General features: G+C 59.6%; 9 protein-coding genes. 3 read left to right on the top strand and 6 right to left on the bottom strand.

What is annotated here, in order from left to right; all coding sequences use genetic code 11:
- Positions 1 to 276 precede the first annotated feature (276 nt).
- Positions 277 to 5,838 carry a DUF5801 repeats-in-toxin domain-containing protein gene (locus tag PSH65_RS14805; RefSeq protein WP_305426743.1) on the top strand — a complete coding sequence of 1,854 codons (5,562 nt, stop codon included), beginning with the start codon at positions 277 to 279 and terminating at the stop codon, positions 5,836 to 5,838.
- Between the two features lie 59 nt (positions 5,839 to 5,897).
- On the opposite strand, the gene PSH65_RS14800 is transcribed toward PSH65_RS14805, so the two are convergent.
- The 5 genes from PSH65_RS14800 to PSH65_RS14780 all read right to left on the bottom strand — a co-directional run bounded on the left by PSH65_RS14800 (position 5,898) and on the right by PSH65_RS14780 (position 12,292).
- On the bottom strand, positions 5,898 to 6,641 hold the full coding sequence (locus tag PSH65_RS14800; RefSeq protein WP_305426742.1) for a response regulator transcription factor: 744 nt from the start codon (positions 6,639 to 6,641) through the stop codon (positions 5,898 to 5,900).
- Between the two features lie 667 nt (positions 6,642 to 7,308).
- Positions 7,309 to 8,688: a TolC family outer membrane protein gene (locus tag PSH65_RS14795; protein WP_305426741.1), complete on the bottom strand. Its 1,380-nt coding sequence runs from the start codon at positions 8,686 to 8,688 to the stop codon at positions 7,309 to 7,311.
- Between the two features lie 2 nt (positions 8,689 to 8,690).
- Positions 8,691 to 10,004, bottom strand: a complete 1,314-nt coding sequence (locus tag PSH65_RS14790; protein WP_305426740.1) for an HlyD family type I secretion periplasmic adaptor subunit — start codon at positions 10,002 to 10,004, stop codon at positions 8,691 to 8,693.
- Positions 9,985 to 11,769 carry a type I secretion system permease/ATPase gene (locus tag PSH65_RS14785; RefSeq protein WP_305426739.1) on the bottom strand — a complete coding sequence of 595 codons (1,785 nt, stop codon included), beginning with the start codon at positions 11,767 to 11,769 and terminating at the stop codon, positions 9,985 to 9,987. Before PSH65_RS14785 ends, PSH65_RS14790 begins: the two co-directional genes overlap by 20 nt.
- Positions 11,770 to 12,028: 259 nt before the next feature.
- Positions 12,029 to 12,292, bottom strand: a complete 264-nt coding sequence (locus PSH65_RS14780) for a DUF2798 domain-containing protein (RefSeq protein ID WP_305426738.1) — start codon at positions 12,290 to 12,292, stop codon at positions 12,029 to 12,031.
- Between the two features lie 128 nt (positions 12,293 to 12,420).
- Between PSH65_RS14780 and PSH65_RS14775 the strand changes: the two genes are divergently transcribed.
- Entirely contained in the window at positions 12,421 to 13,347 is a 927-nt protein-coding gene (locus PSH65_RS14775) for a LysR family transcriptional regulator (protein WP_305426737.1), read from the top strand.
- Between the two features lie 79 nt (positions 13,348 to 13,426).
- Here the strand turns inward: PSH65_RS14775 and PSH65_RS14770 are convergent, their stop codons facing one another.
- Complete coding sequence (locus PSH65_RS14770; protein ID WP_305426736.1) at positions 13,427 to 14,464, bottom strand: AraC family transcriptional regulator; 1,038 nt, start codon at positions 14,462 to 14,464, stop codon at positions 13,427 to 13,429.
- A gap of 131 nt (positions 14,465 to 14,595) precedes the next feature.
- On the opposite strand from PSH65_RS14770, the gene PSH65_RS14765 reads away from it, so the two are divergent.
- Positions 14,596 to 15,780, top strand: a complete 1,185-nt coding sequence (locus PSH65_RS14765; RefSeq protein WP_305426735.1) for an acetyl-CoA C-acyltransferase family protein — start codon at positions 14,596 to 14,598, stop codon at positions 15,778 to 15,780.
- Positions 15,781 to 15,786 lie beyond the last annotated feature (6 nt).

Genomic DNA, 15,786 nt, shown 5'->3' with positions numbered 1-15,786 from the left:
GTCGCGCGCGTAAAAGGATGCGAGGGTGGCACAAGCCTCCCTCGCATTTTTTTGCAGTTCCAACAGGCGATCCGCACGCTCGCATCAACCTGGGCACCCTGCGGCAGACCACCTACGAGAACGACTAGGCCGAAACTCCCACCCCGCTTGGGAGTATCGGCTGATGCGCAATCCCCGGTGCTTAGTCATAGTTGAACAGGTAAATGGTCAGGCCTTGATAAGTGGTAAAGGTCAATGGCCTGGCCTTGATGACCTGCAATTGCTCAGGAGTACATCATGGCTATTCGCGAGCAAAACTCATCCCTTACGAACAATCCCCCTCTATTCATTCCGACCCTCAATGCTCTGAGCGTCGTGGTACCCGGTGAGGACGTTTCGCTGGACGAAACGGCCGGCTTGCAGAACAGCACTGCCACACCAATCCCTGCCGGGGACGCTGACGACAACGACATTCTGGTGGCATCCCTGCCCTCGGCCTTCTCCGACCGTTTAACCGCACTTGGCGCCGGTACCGCAACGGGTGCAGCCTTGAGTGGCTATAGCGGTGCCGTGGGTGATACGGGCAGCAATGCGTTCACCCTCACCGACCCGTCCGGCGTTACCGATATCCGCTTCGTCGACAGCGCCGGTGCACCGCTCGATGGCGTGGACAGCGGACTGGATACCCTCGATGGCACCAGCATCCTTCTCTATACGGATACGAGTAACAACAACATCCTTGTGGGCCGAGCCGGCGCCGCAGATGGCGCGATCGTGTTCGCTGCCTATATTGAAGAAACCGGATCGCCGGTCTCGGGCGGCAAAATCTGGACCGTGGAGTACCAACCGCTCAAGCATCCGGATGCGACGAACCCCGATGATTCGCTCAATCTGCTGGATAAGGTTTTCATCGGCGTCAGTCAGGACCTGGGATTCAGTCTGGCCGGTGCGCCCTCCGGGCAGAACCTGTTCCTGATGTTCACGAAATTGAACCCGGCCACTGAAACGGTCGATGGTATCGTGCGGATCACCGATCCCACCATCATCGCCACCGGCAAAGACCCCGCTGACCAGTCAAGCGGCGCCAACATAAACACTGGCGACAGGATTAATACCAGCCAAGGGGGTGGCCCGACCACCATTGGCACCAACAGCCAGATGATTACGGAACAGGAAGGCATCCGCTTTTCGTTCGTCACCGGTGCCAGGCAGAACGTAACCATTCCCAACCTGGATCAGAACGAAGCAGACGTTGAGTCCAACATCGACTTTACCAACGTCTTCAACACGAAGTCGGCCAGCTTTGACGTCGTGCAGCTGCAAAGCGGCAAGAGTGCTGTCGTAAAAGTCAGCGCATTCAGCACCGCTGCTGAACCTGGCGTGAATTTCGTCAATGGCTATGCCGGTGATACGCCGGTTGCCATCACCAACATTCGCGTCATCAACATCAGCACCGGGCTGGTGATCGAGAATTCAGACGGATCGGTGAATGATCCGACCATTGGCATCAGCTTCGCCAATGGGGTTGCAACCATCACCGGCGTTTTGGCCGGCTACCAGATTGAATACACCACAAGCGCGGACCACAACCGCGTGCTCGTCGAGAACGGAGCGGCCCTCGACGCCAGAGGCAATGACCACGCCGATTTTGATATCGGCGGCTTCACACTGCGCAAAGCCTCTACTTCGATCGCCGAAATCGGCTCCAAAATGATCTTCGAGGATGACGGGCCAAGCATCAGCGCCACCGGCACGGAACCGACGCTGACGGTCGACGAAACATTCCTGGCGACTGACGATACCCAGAGCTTTACCGCCAACTTCACTTCGGCGTTTGGCGCTGACGGTGCGGGTACCCAGACCTATGCGCTGGGCCTGGTGCCGGGAGCTTCCGGGCTGACGGATACGGCCACCGGTGAGGCAGTGAATCTGTCGCTCAACGGCGCGGTAGTCGAAGGACGGACGGCCACCACCAACCTGCTGGTGTTCACGGTCAGCGTCGCCGCCAATGGTGACGTCACGCTCGACCAGCAGCGCGCCGTGGTGCATCCCGACCCCACCAATCCGGATGATTCGACCAGCCTGAGCTCCGACGAGCTGGTGACCCTCACAGCGACCATCACCGACAAGGACGGCGACAGCGCCCAGGCCACCCTCAACATCGGGCAGAACCTGGTGTTCAAGGATGACGGACCCAGCATCAGCACCACCGGCGAGGAACCGACGCTGACGGTCGACGAAACATTCCTGGCGACTGACGATACCCAGAGCTTTACCGCCAACTTCACTTCGGCGTTTGGCGCTGACGGTGCGGGTACCCAGACCTATGCGCTGGGCGTGGTGGCAGGCGCCTCCGGGCTGACCGATACGGCCACCGGTGAAGCGGTCAACCTGTCGCTTAACGGCGCGGTAGTCGAAGGCCGCACGGCCACCACCAACCTGCTGGTGTTCACGGTCAGCGTCGCCGCCAACGGTGACGTCACGCTCGACCAGCAGCGCGCCGTGGTGCATCCCGATCCCACCAATCCCGATGATTCGACGAGCCTGAGCTCCGACGAGCTGGTGACCCTCACGGCGACCATCACCGACAAGGACGGCGACAGCGCCCAGGCCACCCTCAACATCGGGCAGAACCTGGTGTTCAAGGACGACGGGCCCAGCATCAGCACCACCGGTGCGGAACCAACGCTGACGGTGGATGAAACATTCCTGGCGACTGACGATACCGAGAGCTTTACCGCCAACTTCACTTCGGCGTTTGGCGCTGACGGTGCGGGTACCCAAACCTATGCGCTGGGCGTGGTGGCAGGAGCTTCCGGGCTGACCGATACGGCCACCGGTGAAGCGGTCAACCTGTCGCTCAACGGCGCGGTAGTCGAAGGCCGCACGGCCACGACCAATCTGCTGGTGTTCACGGTCAGCGTCGCCGCCAATGGTGACGTCACGCTCGACCAGCAGCGCGCCGTGGTGCATCCCGACCCCACCAATCCCGATGATTCGACGAGCCTGAGCTCCGACGAGCTGGTGACCCTCACGGCGACCATCACCGACAAGGACGGCGACAGCGCCCAGGCCACCCTCAACATCGGGCAGAACCTGGTGTTCAAGGACGACGGGCCCAGCATCAGCACCACCGGTGCGGAACCAACGCTGACGGTGGATGAAACATTCCTGGCGACTGACGATACCGAGAGCTTTACCGCCAACTTCACTTCGGCGTTTGGCGCTGACGGTGCGGGTACCCAAACCTATGCGCTGGGCGTGGTGGCAGGAGCTTCCGGGCTGACCGATACGGCCACCGGTGAAGCGGTCAACCTGTCGCTCAACGGCGCGGTAGTCGAAGGCCGCACGGCCACGACCAATCTGCTGGTGTTCACGGTCAGCGTCGCCGCCAACGGTGACGTCACCCTCGACCAGCAGCGCGCCGTGGTGCATCCCGACCCCACCAATCCCGATGATTCGACCAGCCTGAGCTCCGACGAGCTGGTGACCCTCACGGCGACCATCACCGACAAGGACGGCGACAGCGCCCAGGCCACGCTCAATATCGGGCAGAACCTGGTGTTCAAGGACGACGGGCCCAGCATCAGCACCACCGGTGCGGAACCAACGCTGACGGTGGATGAAACATTCCTGGCGACTGACGATACCGAGAGCTTTACCGCCAACTTCACTTCGGCGTTTGGCGCTGACGGTGCGGGTACCCAGACCTATGCGCTGGGCGTGGTGGCAGGCGCCTCCGGGCTGACCGACACGGCCACCGGTGAGGCGGTCAACCTGTCGCTCAACGGCACCGTGGTCGAAGGCCGCACGGCCACCACCAACCTGCTGGTGTTCACGGTCAGCGTCGCCGCCAACGGTGACGTCACCCTCGACCAGCAGCGCGCCGTGGTGCATCCCGATCCCACCAATCCGGATGATTCGACGAGCCTGAGCTCCGACGAGCTGGTGACCCTCACGGCGACCATCACCGACAAGGACGGCGACAGCGCCCAGGCCACGCTCAATATCGGGCAGAACCTGGTGTTCAAGGACGACGGGCCCAGCATCAGCACCACCGGTGCGGAACCAACGCTGACGGTGGATGAAACATTCCTGGCGACTGACGATACCGAGAGCTTTACCGCCAACTTCACTTCGGCGTTTGGCGCTGACGGTGCGGGTACCCAGACCTATGCGCTGGGCGTGGTGGCAGGCGCCTCCGGGCTGACCGACACGGCCACCGGTGAGGCGGTCAACCTGTCGCTCAACGGCACCGTGGTCGAAGGCCGCACGGCCACGACCAATCTGCTGGTGTTCACGGTCAGCGTCGCCGCCAACGGCGACGTCACGCTCGATCAGATCCGCGCCGTGGTGCATCCCGACGCCACCAATCCCGATGATTCGACGACGCTGTCGGCGGACAATCTGGTGACGCTGATAGGGACCGCAACTGACAAGGACGGCGATAGAGCCCAGGCGACCCTCAACATCGGGCAGAACCTGGTGTTCAAGGACGACGGCCCGTCACTTGCATTCGGCAACCTGATCGGCACCGGTAGCGTCCTGCCGCAATTCGGGTTCTGGGACAATTCGGCCGGCGCCGACGGGTTGGGTGCGGCTGGTCTGGATATCTCGGTGAATAGCCAATTCACCCTCGTCAGGCCAGACAACACGACCACCACCGGGACCGCCACGCTCACTGAGCAGTCGCCCTCACCGGACGGCACTGGCGCGTACCAATTCGCAGGGACGTTGACCGGCGATTTCGACAACAACGCCGCCACCGCGGATACCAGCGTCGACTACACGCTGACCGCCTATGCCGATGGCCGCTATGCACTGGATCTGGTGCAGGGCTTCAGTTCAGAGATCGTGCTCAGCACTGCCGATGGCGCGCTCGGGGCCGGAGGCCCGGATCCAGTGCGCACCTTGTTGATTCCAGAGCAGGATCCACCGACTATTCCTTCGCCATCTGAGGAGGTTGTGTTCTTTTCCGCGAAGGCGCTTGCGTCCACTTCGGACATCCTGACCGGCATTGGGCTCGGAGAACCCGATCCGACCGAAGCCACGCTGCAAACCGACCCCCTGCCCTCGTACATTGACCCCTCGGCCATGAACGTCAGCACGGCCGGCATCGGCGTCGCCAATAACCTGTTCCAGGGAGACGACCTGGCGGCAATCGGCGTTGACGACGAAAGTTTCGTCATCAATCCGGAGAGCCTGCTGACGGGTATGAGGGTCTTCATCGACAACTCCGTGGGAGGTTACGACACGGCGACCGAGGACCTGTACTACAGGGCCTACTACGAGGATGGCACGTTCTCGAACCTCATCGAAGTGAACACCCTGACGCCGGAGGCAGGCGGACAGGTGTCCTTCCTCATTGAGAGCGATGGCACGAATCTGATCGACGCTGTTCAGCTCACGATGGCCCGAGGCGAGATCAAGATCCCGACGATCCAGTTCACTCAGGAGACCGAGAGCCTGGCCAGTGATGTCCAGCTGACGTTCAACGCGACGCTGACGGACAAGGATGGGGACTCGGCGACGAGTACGTTTGACGCCAACCTGTTCGCCAACGACTTGGACAGCGCCCTCTTCGACTTCTCGCTGGTGGGCACGGGCGGTGAGCGTGATGCCTTCAACATCGATTTGTCAGTCGATGAGAACCTGTATCAGGTCACCGGCTTCGATGCGAACGCAAACCTGCGAGACACCCTGGTGCTCAACGGCGACCAGAACGCGGTTGTCCAATCGATCGACAACACCGGCGCAGACAGCATCGTGACGGTTGCCGAAACGGGCGGACAAGCAACGACCATCACCTTGGTCGGGGTCGATCTTCTGAGTAGTGACATTGTCTTTGGCAGCGTCTGAGAAACGCGCGTAAAAGGATGCGAGGGTGGTGAAAGCCACCCTCGCATTGTTTTGTGCGGTTAGACCCTCTTGTTTCGACGTGAAGCCAAATCCAGTTCTACCCAAGCGGACTCTGGTGGTTTTTCGTTGTTGGTGAGCCCGTGCTTGAGCGCATACATCAGCAGGTCAATGCGATTGATGAGATTAAGCTTTTGATAGATGTTGCTGAGGTGGTTGTGCACGGTGTGTTCGCTGATGCCCAGGCGCCCGGCTATGCACATGTATTTGGCGGACGGATCCCCCACGATGGCACGAATCAGTTCCCTCTCGCGCAGCGTCAGCCGCGCCTGTTTCGCCTGCTCCAGATTGCCTTTCAAGTGAATATGCCCGCTCGCGGAATAGCCGGACAGCCCGCCGGCCCAGGCTCTATCCAGTCCGGTGTCGCGGTGGTGGACCGTGATGATGGCCTGGATGATCGATTCCGTCGGGTCTTCCGCCAGCACGATGCCGCGTGCGCCCGCCTCTATTGCCTGGGCAACGGGAACGGTTTCGTACAGGCCCTTGAGCACCAGCAATTTCATTTCTGCATTGCGGGTGAGTTCCGCGACGACCTCCAGCGGGTTCAGCGCATCTGGAAAAAAACTGAAAAAAATCACATTGGGACGCAACTGATCGGCAAGATCCAGCGCATTGGTATAGGTGGTGGCCTGGCCACTCACTTCCATCTGAGGCTTCCTGGCATTGATCAAATCTTGAAGGCCCATGAGAACGAGGGGACGACAATCGATCAGCATCACGCGTATTGGTTTTCTGTGGGTCGTCATTATTTCCTGACTCCCTTGAAGAATTAACTCTGACCTCCCTCCCTTGGCCTTTCTGGATCAGCAACTCGCAAAATCTAAGGACAGATGCGAGCGCCGACAGGCCTTAACGGTGCCCACCCGGGGATTCAATCCTGGGGACACTTCCACTGGCTTCACCGGCAGGAATTACGTTTCCAAAAGCCGGGCAAAGCCATCGAGGCAACATAAATAGGAATAATCATCAATAGCTTGCGCATGATTGATGTGCTCCCTCGAGCCGCTGAATTGAGTCTAGGCCAGACCAGCACACTGCCAGCACGCCCATCCGCCAGTCGTCGACTCAAGCCTCCTGCGGGTAGCCCGACTGACATTACCAAGGGCCCCCCTCCCCTAGAAAATCAAGGTGTTAGGATCGCCCCGGACGAGCTGCGATCAAGTTTGATTCCGATCAAAATCGTCAATTAACCGACGAATGGTGGGAGAGCAAGCACAGAATAAACTCTGACGTCAATTTATCGTCGAGACTCGCTTCACCGAGCTATGGGAATGCCCCCAGTCTGGGTCTCGCCGCGTTTTTTTCCTTCCGGTGCGTTCGGGTAACAGCATGCTCTGCGGCACTAGAGTTTTTTGCGACAACGCCACGGCAACCAACGCCTGAACCGCTGGATGTCATCGCTCAAAACTGGCGTCAGGGGGATGTGAGATTTTGGCTGGAGCTGCCGGGGCTCAACCAGCCATTAACGCTTTCGACACTTTCGGCAGGCAGCTTCCCCGCCCAGCGATTGAGCGTGAGGACATTAGTGACGAACTCGTATTGCGTCTTGAGCAGGTCACGACGAGCGCGGAATTCGTTGCGTACGCTGGTCAGTACATCGACGGCATTGACCATCCCATAATCGAGCGCTTTCTCTGCTGCCACTCTGGACAACTGTGCCGAGGCCAGGGCATTGCGGCTCGCACTGATCTTTTCTCCACTCGAATTGGCGGTCAGGTAAGCGCTGGTGATCTCCTTGACTACCCGGCGCCGGATCGCTTCCAGCTCCTGCTCGGCGGTTATCTGATCCTGGTAGAGCCCACGGACCCGCGCCGAGGTCGAACCGCCGCTGTACAACGGCACCTGTACGCCAATACCGGCGACATAACTGTCGGTGCGCGGCGCCAGGGCATTGTTGTAGCCCTCGTTGGTCTGCTGCGCGCTCAGCGTAAGGCTCAGGGTCGGATAGTGCCCGCCCTTGCCGCTGCGCAACGCAGCGCCCGCTGCTTCAACGCCGCTCTCGTTGGCCTTGAGCGCCGGGTTTAGCGCTATACCCTCGCGGACCCAGTTTTCCAGACTTTGCGCCGAAACCCGTAGTTGCACGTCATCGCGAATCCGGTTGAGCTTCTCCTTGACCGGCCGGCCGACGATCTCTGCCAGCGCCTCGCGACTGATACTGGCCTGGTTCCGGGCATCCAGTTCCTGCGCCGCCAGCAAATCTACCCGGGCCTTGAGGTCGAGCTGATCAGTAATCATTGCCAGCTGCTTTTCGTACAACGCATTGACTCGGTCCAGACTCTTTTGCGTGGTTCGACGCTCCGCCCTCACCAACTCCAGTTCATCTTCCGCCGCCAACGCGGTGAAGTAACGCTGCGCCAGGTCCACGGTGGCCTCGGCCTGGGCGTCCAGCGCTTGCGATTCGGACTGCCTGGCCAGGCTTTTGAATTTTTGGTAGTTCTCCCACGCGGTCTTGTTGTAGAGGTACTGACGCAGCACCAGGCTGTAGTTTTCGCTATCGTAACTTTGCTGCACCAGGTCGCTCTCCTGATGAATCCGATTCGTCCCGGCGTTGAGCGATACCTGCGGGAACAGCGCACCCATAGCCTCGCGCTGATGTTCCTTGCCCGCCTGCGCTTGCGCATAGGAGGCCAATACCCGCGGATCTTCCAGCCGTGACTCACGGTACAACTGCATGAGGTCGGTGGAAAACGTCGAGGCGCTGACCCCGGTCGGCGTTGCCGCAGTGGTTTGCGCCAGTGCGGCACCCGCTGCAAGCATGAACACACCGCCCAGCAGAACTGCCGATGCGCTCATGGTTATTCCTCGATCATCGATTGAGCCATGGCATCGCGAGCCGGCTGCATCAAGTACTGCAACAACGTGCGTTGCCCGGTGATGATTAGGACGTCCGCCGGCATCCCCGGCAACAACTTGCGCTCACCCAAGGTGCGCGCGCCCTCCTCGGTTACCCGCACCCGCGCCAGGTAATAGGCCGTCCCGGCCTTTTCGTTGACCAGCCGGTCAGCCGATACGCTACTGACCTCGCCTTCGATCACGGGAGTGGTCGAGCTATTGAACGCGCCGAAACGGATATCGGCACGCTTGCCGATGGCGACACGATCAATATCCACCGGCGCTACCTGGGCCTCTATGACCAGCTCGGAAACCGAGGGCACGATATCCAGCAGCGGCGTCGCCGGGCTCACCACACCCCCAATGGTGTGCACAGTCATGCCAATCACCATGCCCGCGTCGGGTGCGCGGATGACGATACGACTGAGCCGGTCTTCCAGGGACGAGGTTTTCTCTTGCAGGTCGTACATCCTGGTCTGAACCTCGGCCAGCTCCTTGACCACCTCGGTACTGAAATCCTTGTCGATTTGCAGAATCTGCAGCTGTGTTTCGTTGATCTGCAGACGAGTCTTGTTAATAGCGGAACGGTGATCAGCCACCTCCGACTTGAGCATCCCCAGCTTGCGTTCCTGATCGAGCAGACGTTGTTTGTCAACGAACCCTTGCTTGAGCAGGTCGGTCAATTCAACGATTTCACCGCTGTAGGATTTCTCCAGATGAACCTTGGCACCAATCATCGATTCCAGCCCCTTGATCTGCTGATTCAACTGGCCAATGCGCTCGCGCAACACCGCGATCTGGCCCAGCCGAGAGCCCTGCCGGGCGTTGAATACCTGGGTCTCGCCCTGACGCGCCTCCACGCCTCGCAGACTCTCGGAATCGGCTATCTCCCCAAAGCTGACCGCCGACAGTGCGTCGCGCTCGGCCCTGAGCCTTGCCTCCATGGCTCTGGTCGCGACCAGCTGGCCTCGGGTTATCTCGTATTCGAAGCGCAATTGGGCATCATCAAGAATGATCAGCGGATCACCACGCTTGACGATGTCACCGTCATGGACCAGTACCGCTTTGACGATGCCCCCTTCAGGATGCTGGACCGTTTTGCGATAAGTCTGCACGGTGACCACCCCCGGCGCGAACGCGGCACCGTCGAGGGGCGCGAGCGCCGCCCAGGTGCCGAACAGGCCGAAGGTCACCCCTACAATACCAATGCCCAGACGGCGTGCTTTACGATCAGATATCGGCAGGCCGGCGAAGCTTTCAATTTGACGACTGGGCATCGTAGGGTTCATCGGCATCACCCTTGCTGGTTTTGACCGAAGCCATGCTGGCGCCTGCTGACATGGCGTGTTTTTGTGCTTGCTGTCTCTGCGCGTTGAGTTCGGCGTGCACCTGCTCGCGTGGCCCGTAGAGACTGATAACCCCTGCGTTCATCACCATGAGTCGGTCAAGTTGCGACACGATGTTGGTTCGGTGGGTAATGACAAACAGGGTCGCGCCGCTCTGCTTGATCTGCTGGATAGCTGCCACCAGGGCACGATCACCGACTTCGTCAAGATTGGAATTGGGCTCGTCGAGAATAATCAGGCGCGGGGTGCCATACAGGGCACGGGCCAGTCCGATGCGCTGGCGCTGTCCTCCCGACAGCGTGAGGCCCTCACTGCCAATGACGGTGTCGTAGCCATCGGGCAGCTGCAGAATCATGTCGTGAACGCCAGCGGTCCTGGCAGCCAGAATGACTTTCTCGGAATCGACCTCGGCGAAGCGGGCAATGTTCTCGCTGATGCTGCCTTCGAACAGTTCAATGTCCTGGGGCAAGTAACCGATATGCGGCCCAAGTTCATGTTTGTCCCACGCACTGATGTCCGCGCCATCGAGCCGGACCACGCCATGCAGCGGCGCCCATACCCCCATCAGTGCCCTGGCCAGGGTCGACTTGCCCGCGGCACTTGGTCCGATGATGCCGACAACGCAGCCGGCAGGTACGCTGAAACTTATGTTGTTGATAATCGGGGTTTTCGAGCCAGGGGCCGCGACGACCAGATTCTCCACCTGCACGTGCCCCTGAGGCGCAGGCAATGACATGCGCTCGGGCTGAGCCTGTTGTTTGTCGAGGATGTCGTTGAGACGGCTGTACTGCGAGCGAGCCGCAATAAAGCCCCTCCAACTGCCGATGATCAGATCGATGGGGGCCAATGCGCGCCCTAGCAGCACGGCCCCGGCAAACACCAGGCCTGCCCCGACCTGATGGTCCACGGCCAGGTACGCCCCCAGACCAAGGATCAATGATTGCACCAGGATCCGGAAGGTCCTGGAAAGCGTGCTGACTATGGCACCTCTATCGCTTGCCTGAGCCTGCAGCAACAGGACGTTCCGTTGGCGAAGTCCCCAACGGTCCATAAGGGTTTCAAGCATGCCCATGGATTCGATGACTTCAGCGTTGCGCAGATTTTTCGTGGTGTAGAGCGTCGCGCCGATATGTTCCTTGTTCGCCTGCGCCAGTGTCGGCCCCGTCAGCCTCTCATTGATAAACGCGAGCAATAACAACAACAGCGCACTGCCCGTCGCTACCCAGCCAAACCAGGGATGAAACATGAACATCACGGCGATATAGATAGGCAACCAGGGCGCATCGAAGAAGGCGAACAAACCGTTACCGGAGAGAAACTGTCTCAGGCCCGTCAAGTCGTTGAGCGACTGGGCCGAGGCATCCATCCCGCCACTGTCCAGTGCCCGTTTGAAACTGGCCTTATAGACCTGGCGACTCAGCAACACATCCAGTCGGGTACTGACCCGAACCATGATGCGCGAACGGATCCATTCCAGGGAGCCGAGCGTGATGATCAGCCCGGTCATGATCAGCGTCAGCATGGCCAGGGTTGTCAGACTTCCGCTGGCCATCACCCGCCCATACACCTGAAGCATATAGAAGGTAGGCACGAGCATCAGCGCGTTGATGAAAAAGCTGAAAAACCCAACAGAAATAAAACTGTCTCTACAGGCTTTCAGCGCATTTTTCAGGCTGTTTTCAGGTGTGCTTCGCATTGAAACCCCTGCTCGCAAAAACCATCCTTTGGAGCTTAGATCATGCCGAACGACTGTGTGTAGCAATGGGTCGGACCGCCTCCCCCTGCAACGACCCAGCGGTGAGGAGCGCAAGCTATCAGCGACGAGGCCAGGATGCGCTATGACGAGCTGTCGCCCTTATCGTGGGCTGATGAGAGGTTTCTGGTACAAACCGCCTATCCGAAAAATGGCCGTATGTCTCAAAGAGACGCTGGCCAATATTCCAGTGACGTTTCCCTCAGTGGCCCTGCACGGTCCACGCCACAAGTCGGGCAACCAATGGGCGCACGACGAGCACGCAGATGAATGCCGAAGGCATTGCCACCCGGTACGCATTCATCACATTTTCCATGTAATACTCACCTATTCCGAATTCCGCGAGGGTGATGACGAGACACATGAGAAACGCCATGATCGTTGCCATGTAAAGAGCAAAGACATAAGGCGTGGCATGTTTAGGCAAGCGAAAACGTACGGTATTTTTAGCTGTTCTATCGGGCATCGATTTAAGCCTTGTCAATCTTGAGTGGCGAAAGAGCGGCTAACCTAGCAAGCTGCCAAACGCGCCGGTAGACGCATTGCGCTTGAATCTTTCTTAAGCAAAATCAACGAATCGAGCATGAGGACCCGATGGATATTCTTGGTTTGATCAATACCTATATCCGTGTGGTAGAAAACGGCAGCATCGCGGCGGCAGCCCGGGCCCAAGGCATGAGCGCCGCCGCGGTCAGCCAGAGCATCACGCGACTCGAAGCCCACTTGGGCGTGCGCCTGCTCTCTCGTACAACCCGAAGCATGGCGCTCACCGAAAGCGGCACTCGCTATTTCGAGAAAGTGCGTCACATTCCGGGCGATATCGATCTCGCCTCGCAAGCTGCCACGGTCGCCACCAAGCCGCAGGGGCCGCTTTGCATCGCCACCACCGCGGCATTTGGTCGGCATGTACTCGCGCCATTAATGCCCGCGTTCAAGGACGCCTACCCGCGCATCGACATCGAACTGATCAATACGGATCGCAGCGTTGATCATCGGCTGGAGGGCGTCGATGTCAGTATCCGCATCGAAGCGCAGCTGAACGATCAGCTCATTGTACGGCGTATCGCTTCGTTTCCTTTCGTATTCTGCGCGGCGCCCGCGTATCTCGACCGCGCGGGCATACCGACAACACCTGAGGAGCTGAAGCGACACACTTGCCTTGTCTTTCGCTACCCAACTGATGGTCGTTTTCTGCCCTGGACCTTTGTACTCAACGGCAGCCGCTTCGAGGCCAAAGTCAACCCGGGCTTCATCTGCGATGACATCGATACTATCGCGCAGATTGCTGTAAACGGCGGTGGGATCGCACGCCTCGCGAGCTTTATCGCTCAGCCACTGATCGACAGCGGCCGACTTCTACCGTTGTTCGAGCCGGGCAGTCGCAACGCAGCTTGCGCAGAGCCTGAGCCGATGCACATCTATGCCTGCGTCACCGAGCGATCGGCTTTGAATGCCAAGGTGCGTGCGTTCATCGACTTTCTTGAACGAGAGTTGCAAAGCCAGCCGCATGTGCTCGCCTGAGCGCTGAGACGACGGTGTCACCGTGTCCCATTGGTTCAGCGAGCACACGCCGTAGCGCCAATGGACGGGGGAGAAATAGCTATGCAATCACTACCGGGGGCTCATTCAGACAATCCTGAATCCGCGCCCGATACCGCCCCGGGCTCTCCCCCGTCCACTTCTTGAACGCCCGATGAAACGCACTCGGCTCCTGAAATCCCAACTGTTCGGCAATATCGCTGATGCTCGCCTTGCTCTGGCGCAACCGTTCAAACGCCACCACGCGCCGAACTTCATCCTTGATTTCCTGATACGAACAGCCTTCACGTCCCAGTTTGCGGCGAAAGGTACTGGGGCTCAGGTGCTGCTCCAGGGCAAAGGCCTGCAAGGTCGGCCATTCGTTGTAATGGCTGTGGCGCAGGCGCTGATAAACCTGCGACGCCAGCCCACGCTGGTTGCGGAAGCGGATCACCAGCCATTGCGGCGCGGTGCGCAAAAACACTTTTAGCGAGGCAAGGTCCTGAACCACCGGCAGCCGCAGGTAGTGACTGGCGAACTCGATTTCGGTCCGTTCGGTGCCAAAGGTCAGGTTGGGGCCCCAGAGCAAGGCATCATCGCGCAGCGGCAAACGCTGATGACGAAAGTCCGCACGATCGATTGAAATGCGTCGCCCGCCCAGCCAGCACAGCAGACTGATCATCAACACCAGAAACGTTTCTTCGCCCAACCGACTGACCTCGCTGTTCTGCGAACAGGTCTGCAAGCTGATGACCGCACGCTTGCCACGCACACTCAACGTGCCGCGAAAATCACGCAGGAACAGGGCGAAATTGGCCAGGCACTGACGCAGGGCTTTTTCCAGCGTCGGCTCCTGAATCAATGCCCGACAGATCAAGGCAAAACTGCCCGGCGGCATACCATGGGAATCCAACTGGAAAAACTCGTCGTTCAACTCACGAATCTGCACCAGCCACAGCGCGGCGAAAGCCGTGGCCGGCACCCGAGCAGTCGGCTGATCCAGCAGTGCCGGATCAATTCCCACCTGTTCAAGTACTGCCCGCAGACGCTGCGGTTCCTCACGTAACGCATGGATCATGGGGTACATGAAGTAAACCGCCACCGAATCCGTTTCCCGCATTTGAATGCCTCTCTCGTCACATCTGAATATGGCAAAAAACGCCATCACCCTTGAACAGTTTTGGCATATGCCTGTGGCGCTGCTGATTCTAGACTCGTGCCCAACAAAAAAGACCTATTCAGAGAGCCAACATGAACCATTCCGATATTTTTGTAGTGAGCGCCGTCCGTTCTGCCATCGGCAGCTTTGGCGGCTCACTCAAGGATGTACCGCCTATTCAGTTGGCAACCGACGTTTGCCGCGCCGCGATCGAACGATCAGGCCTGGCGCCCGAACACATCGGTCATGCAGTGATGGGACATGTGATCCCGACCGAGGCACGCGATGCCTACATCTCACGGGCCGTAGCGATGAATGCCGGCCTGCCGAAAGAAACCCCTGCGTTTAACGTCAACCGCCTCTGCGGTTCGGGTTTGCAGGCGATTGTCAGTGCCGCGCAAAGTCTGATGCTGGGGGATGCGGGCGCTGCCCTGGCCGGTGGCGTCGAGTCCATGAGCCGAGGCGCGTACTTGTTGCCGCAGGCGCGCTGGGGCGCACGCATGGGCGACATGCAGGCCATCGACTACATGCTTGGGGTACTGCAAGACCCGTTCGCCGGTTTCCATATGGGGATCACCGCTGAAAATATCGCCGAGCACTACGGCATCACGCGTCAGACCCAGGATGATTTGGCGCTTCTCAGCCAGCAGCGTGCCGCCCGGGCGATTGCCGAAGGGCGTTTTTCCGGGCAGATCGTGCCGATCGAAGTAGCGACCCGCAAAGGGACGGTTTCGTTTGCGACGGATGAGCATGTACGGGCCGAGGTCAACGCCGAGCAATTGAGCCGCATGAAACCTGCCTTCAAAAAGGACGGTAGCGTCACCGCCGGCAACGCATCGGGCCTCAATGATGGTGCCGGCGCACTGATCATGGCCACGGGCCAAACCGTTCAGGAACAAGGCCTCAAGCCCATGGCCCGACTGGTGGGTTATGCCCATGCAGGCGTTGAACCTTCGATGATGGGGCTGGGACCGATTCCCGCCACCCGCCTGGTGCTCAAGCGCGCCGGTCTGACCGTTGCCGACCTTGACGTGATCGAGTCCAACGAAGCCTTCGCAGCCCAGGCCTGTGCCGTAGCGCAAGAGCTGGGCTTCGATCCGCAGAAGGTCAACCCCAACGGTTCGGGCATCTCGCTGGGCCATCCAGTGGGCGCCACTGGCGCGATCATCGCCACCAAAGCCATTCACGAACTGCATCGCTGCCAAGGCCGTTATGCCCTGGCGACCATGTGCATCGGCGGCGGCCAAGGCATCGCCGTGTTGTTTGAACGGGTTTGATCAGGA

It is taken from the genome of Pseudomonas sp. FP603 (genome assembly GCF_030687415.1).
Taxonomy (GTDB): Bacteria; Pseudomonadota; Gammaproteobacteria; order Pseudomonadales; family Pseudomonadaceae; genus Aquipseudomonas; species Aquipseudomonas wuhanensis.
The sequence above is the reverse complement of the archived record's forward strand: the minus strand, read 5'-3'. Positions and strand labels throughout refer to the sequence as shown.

Coding starts and splice junctions, on each gene's coding strand:
- PSH65_RS14805 (WP_305426743.1), top strand. CDS start 277: ATGGCTATTCGCGAGCAAAACTCATCCCTTACGAACAATCCCCCTCTA.
- PSH65_RS14800 (WP_305426742.1), bottom strand. CDS start 6,641: ATGACGACCCACAGAAAACCAATACGCGTGATGCTGATCGATTGTCGT.
- PSH65_RS14795 (WP_305426741.1), bottom strand. CDS start 8,688: ATGAGCGCATCGGCAGTTCTGCTGGGCGGTGTGTTCATGCTTGCAGCG.
- PSH65_RS14790 (WP_305426740.1), bottom strand. CDS start 10,004: ATGCCCAGTCGTCAAATTGAAAGCTTCGCCGGCCTGCCGATATCTGAT.
- PSH65_RS14785 (WP_305426739.1), bottom strand. CDS start 11,769: ATGCGAAGCACACCTGAAAACAGCCTGAAAAATGCGCTGAAAGCCTGT.
- PSH65_RS14780 (WP_305426738.1), bottom strand. CDS start 12,292: ATGCCCGATAGAACAGCTAAAAATACCGTACGTTTTCGCTTGCCTAAA.
- PSH65_RS14775 (WP_305426737.1), top strand. CDS start 12,421: ATGGATATTCTTGGTTTGATCAATACCTATATCCGTGTGGTAGAAAAC.
- PSH65_RS14770 (WP_305426736.1), bottom strand. CDS start 14,464: ATGCGGGAAACGGATTCGGTGGCGGTTTACTTCATGTACCCCATGATC.
- PSH65_RS14765 (WP_305426735.1), top strand. CDS start 14,596: ATGAACCATTCCGATATTTTTGTAGTGAGCGCCGTCCGTTCTGCCATC.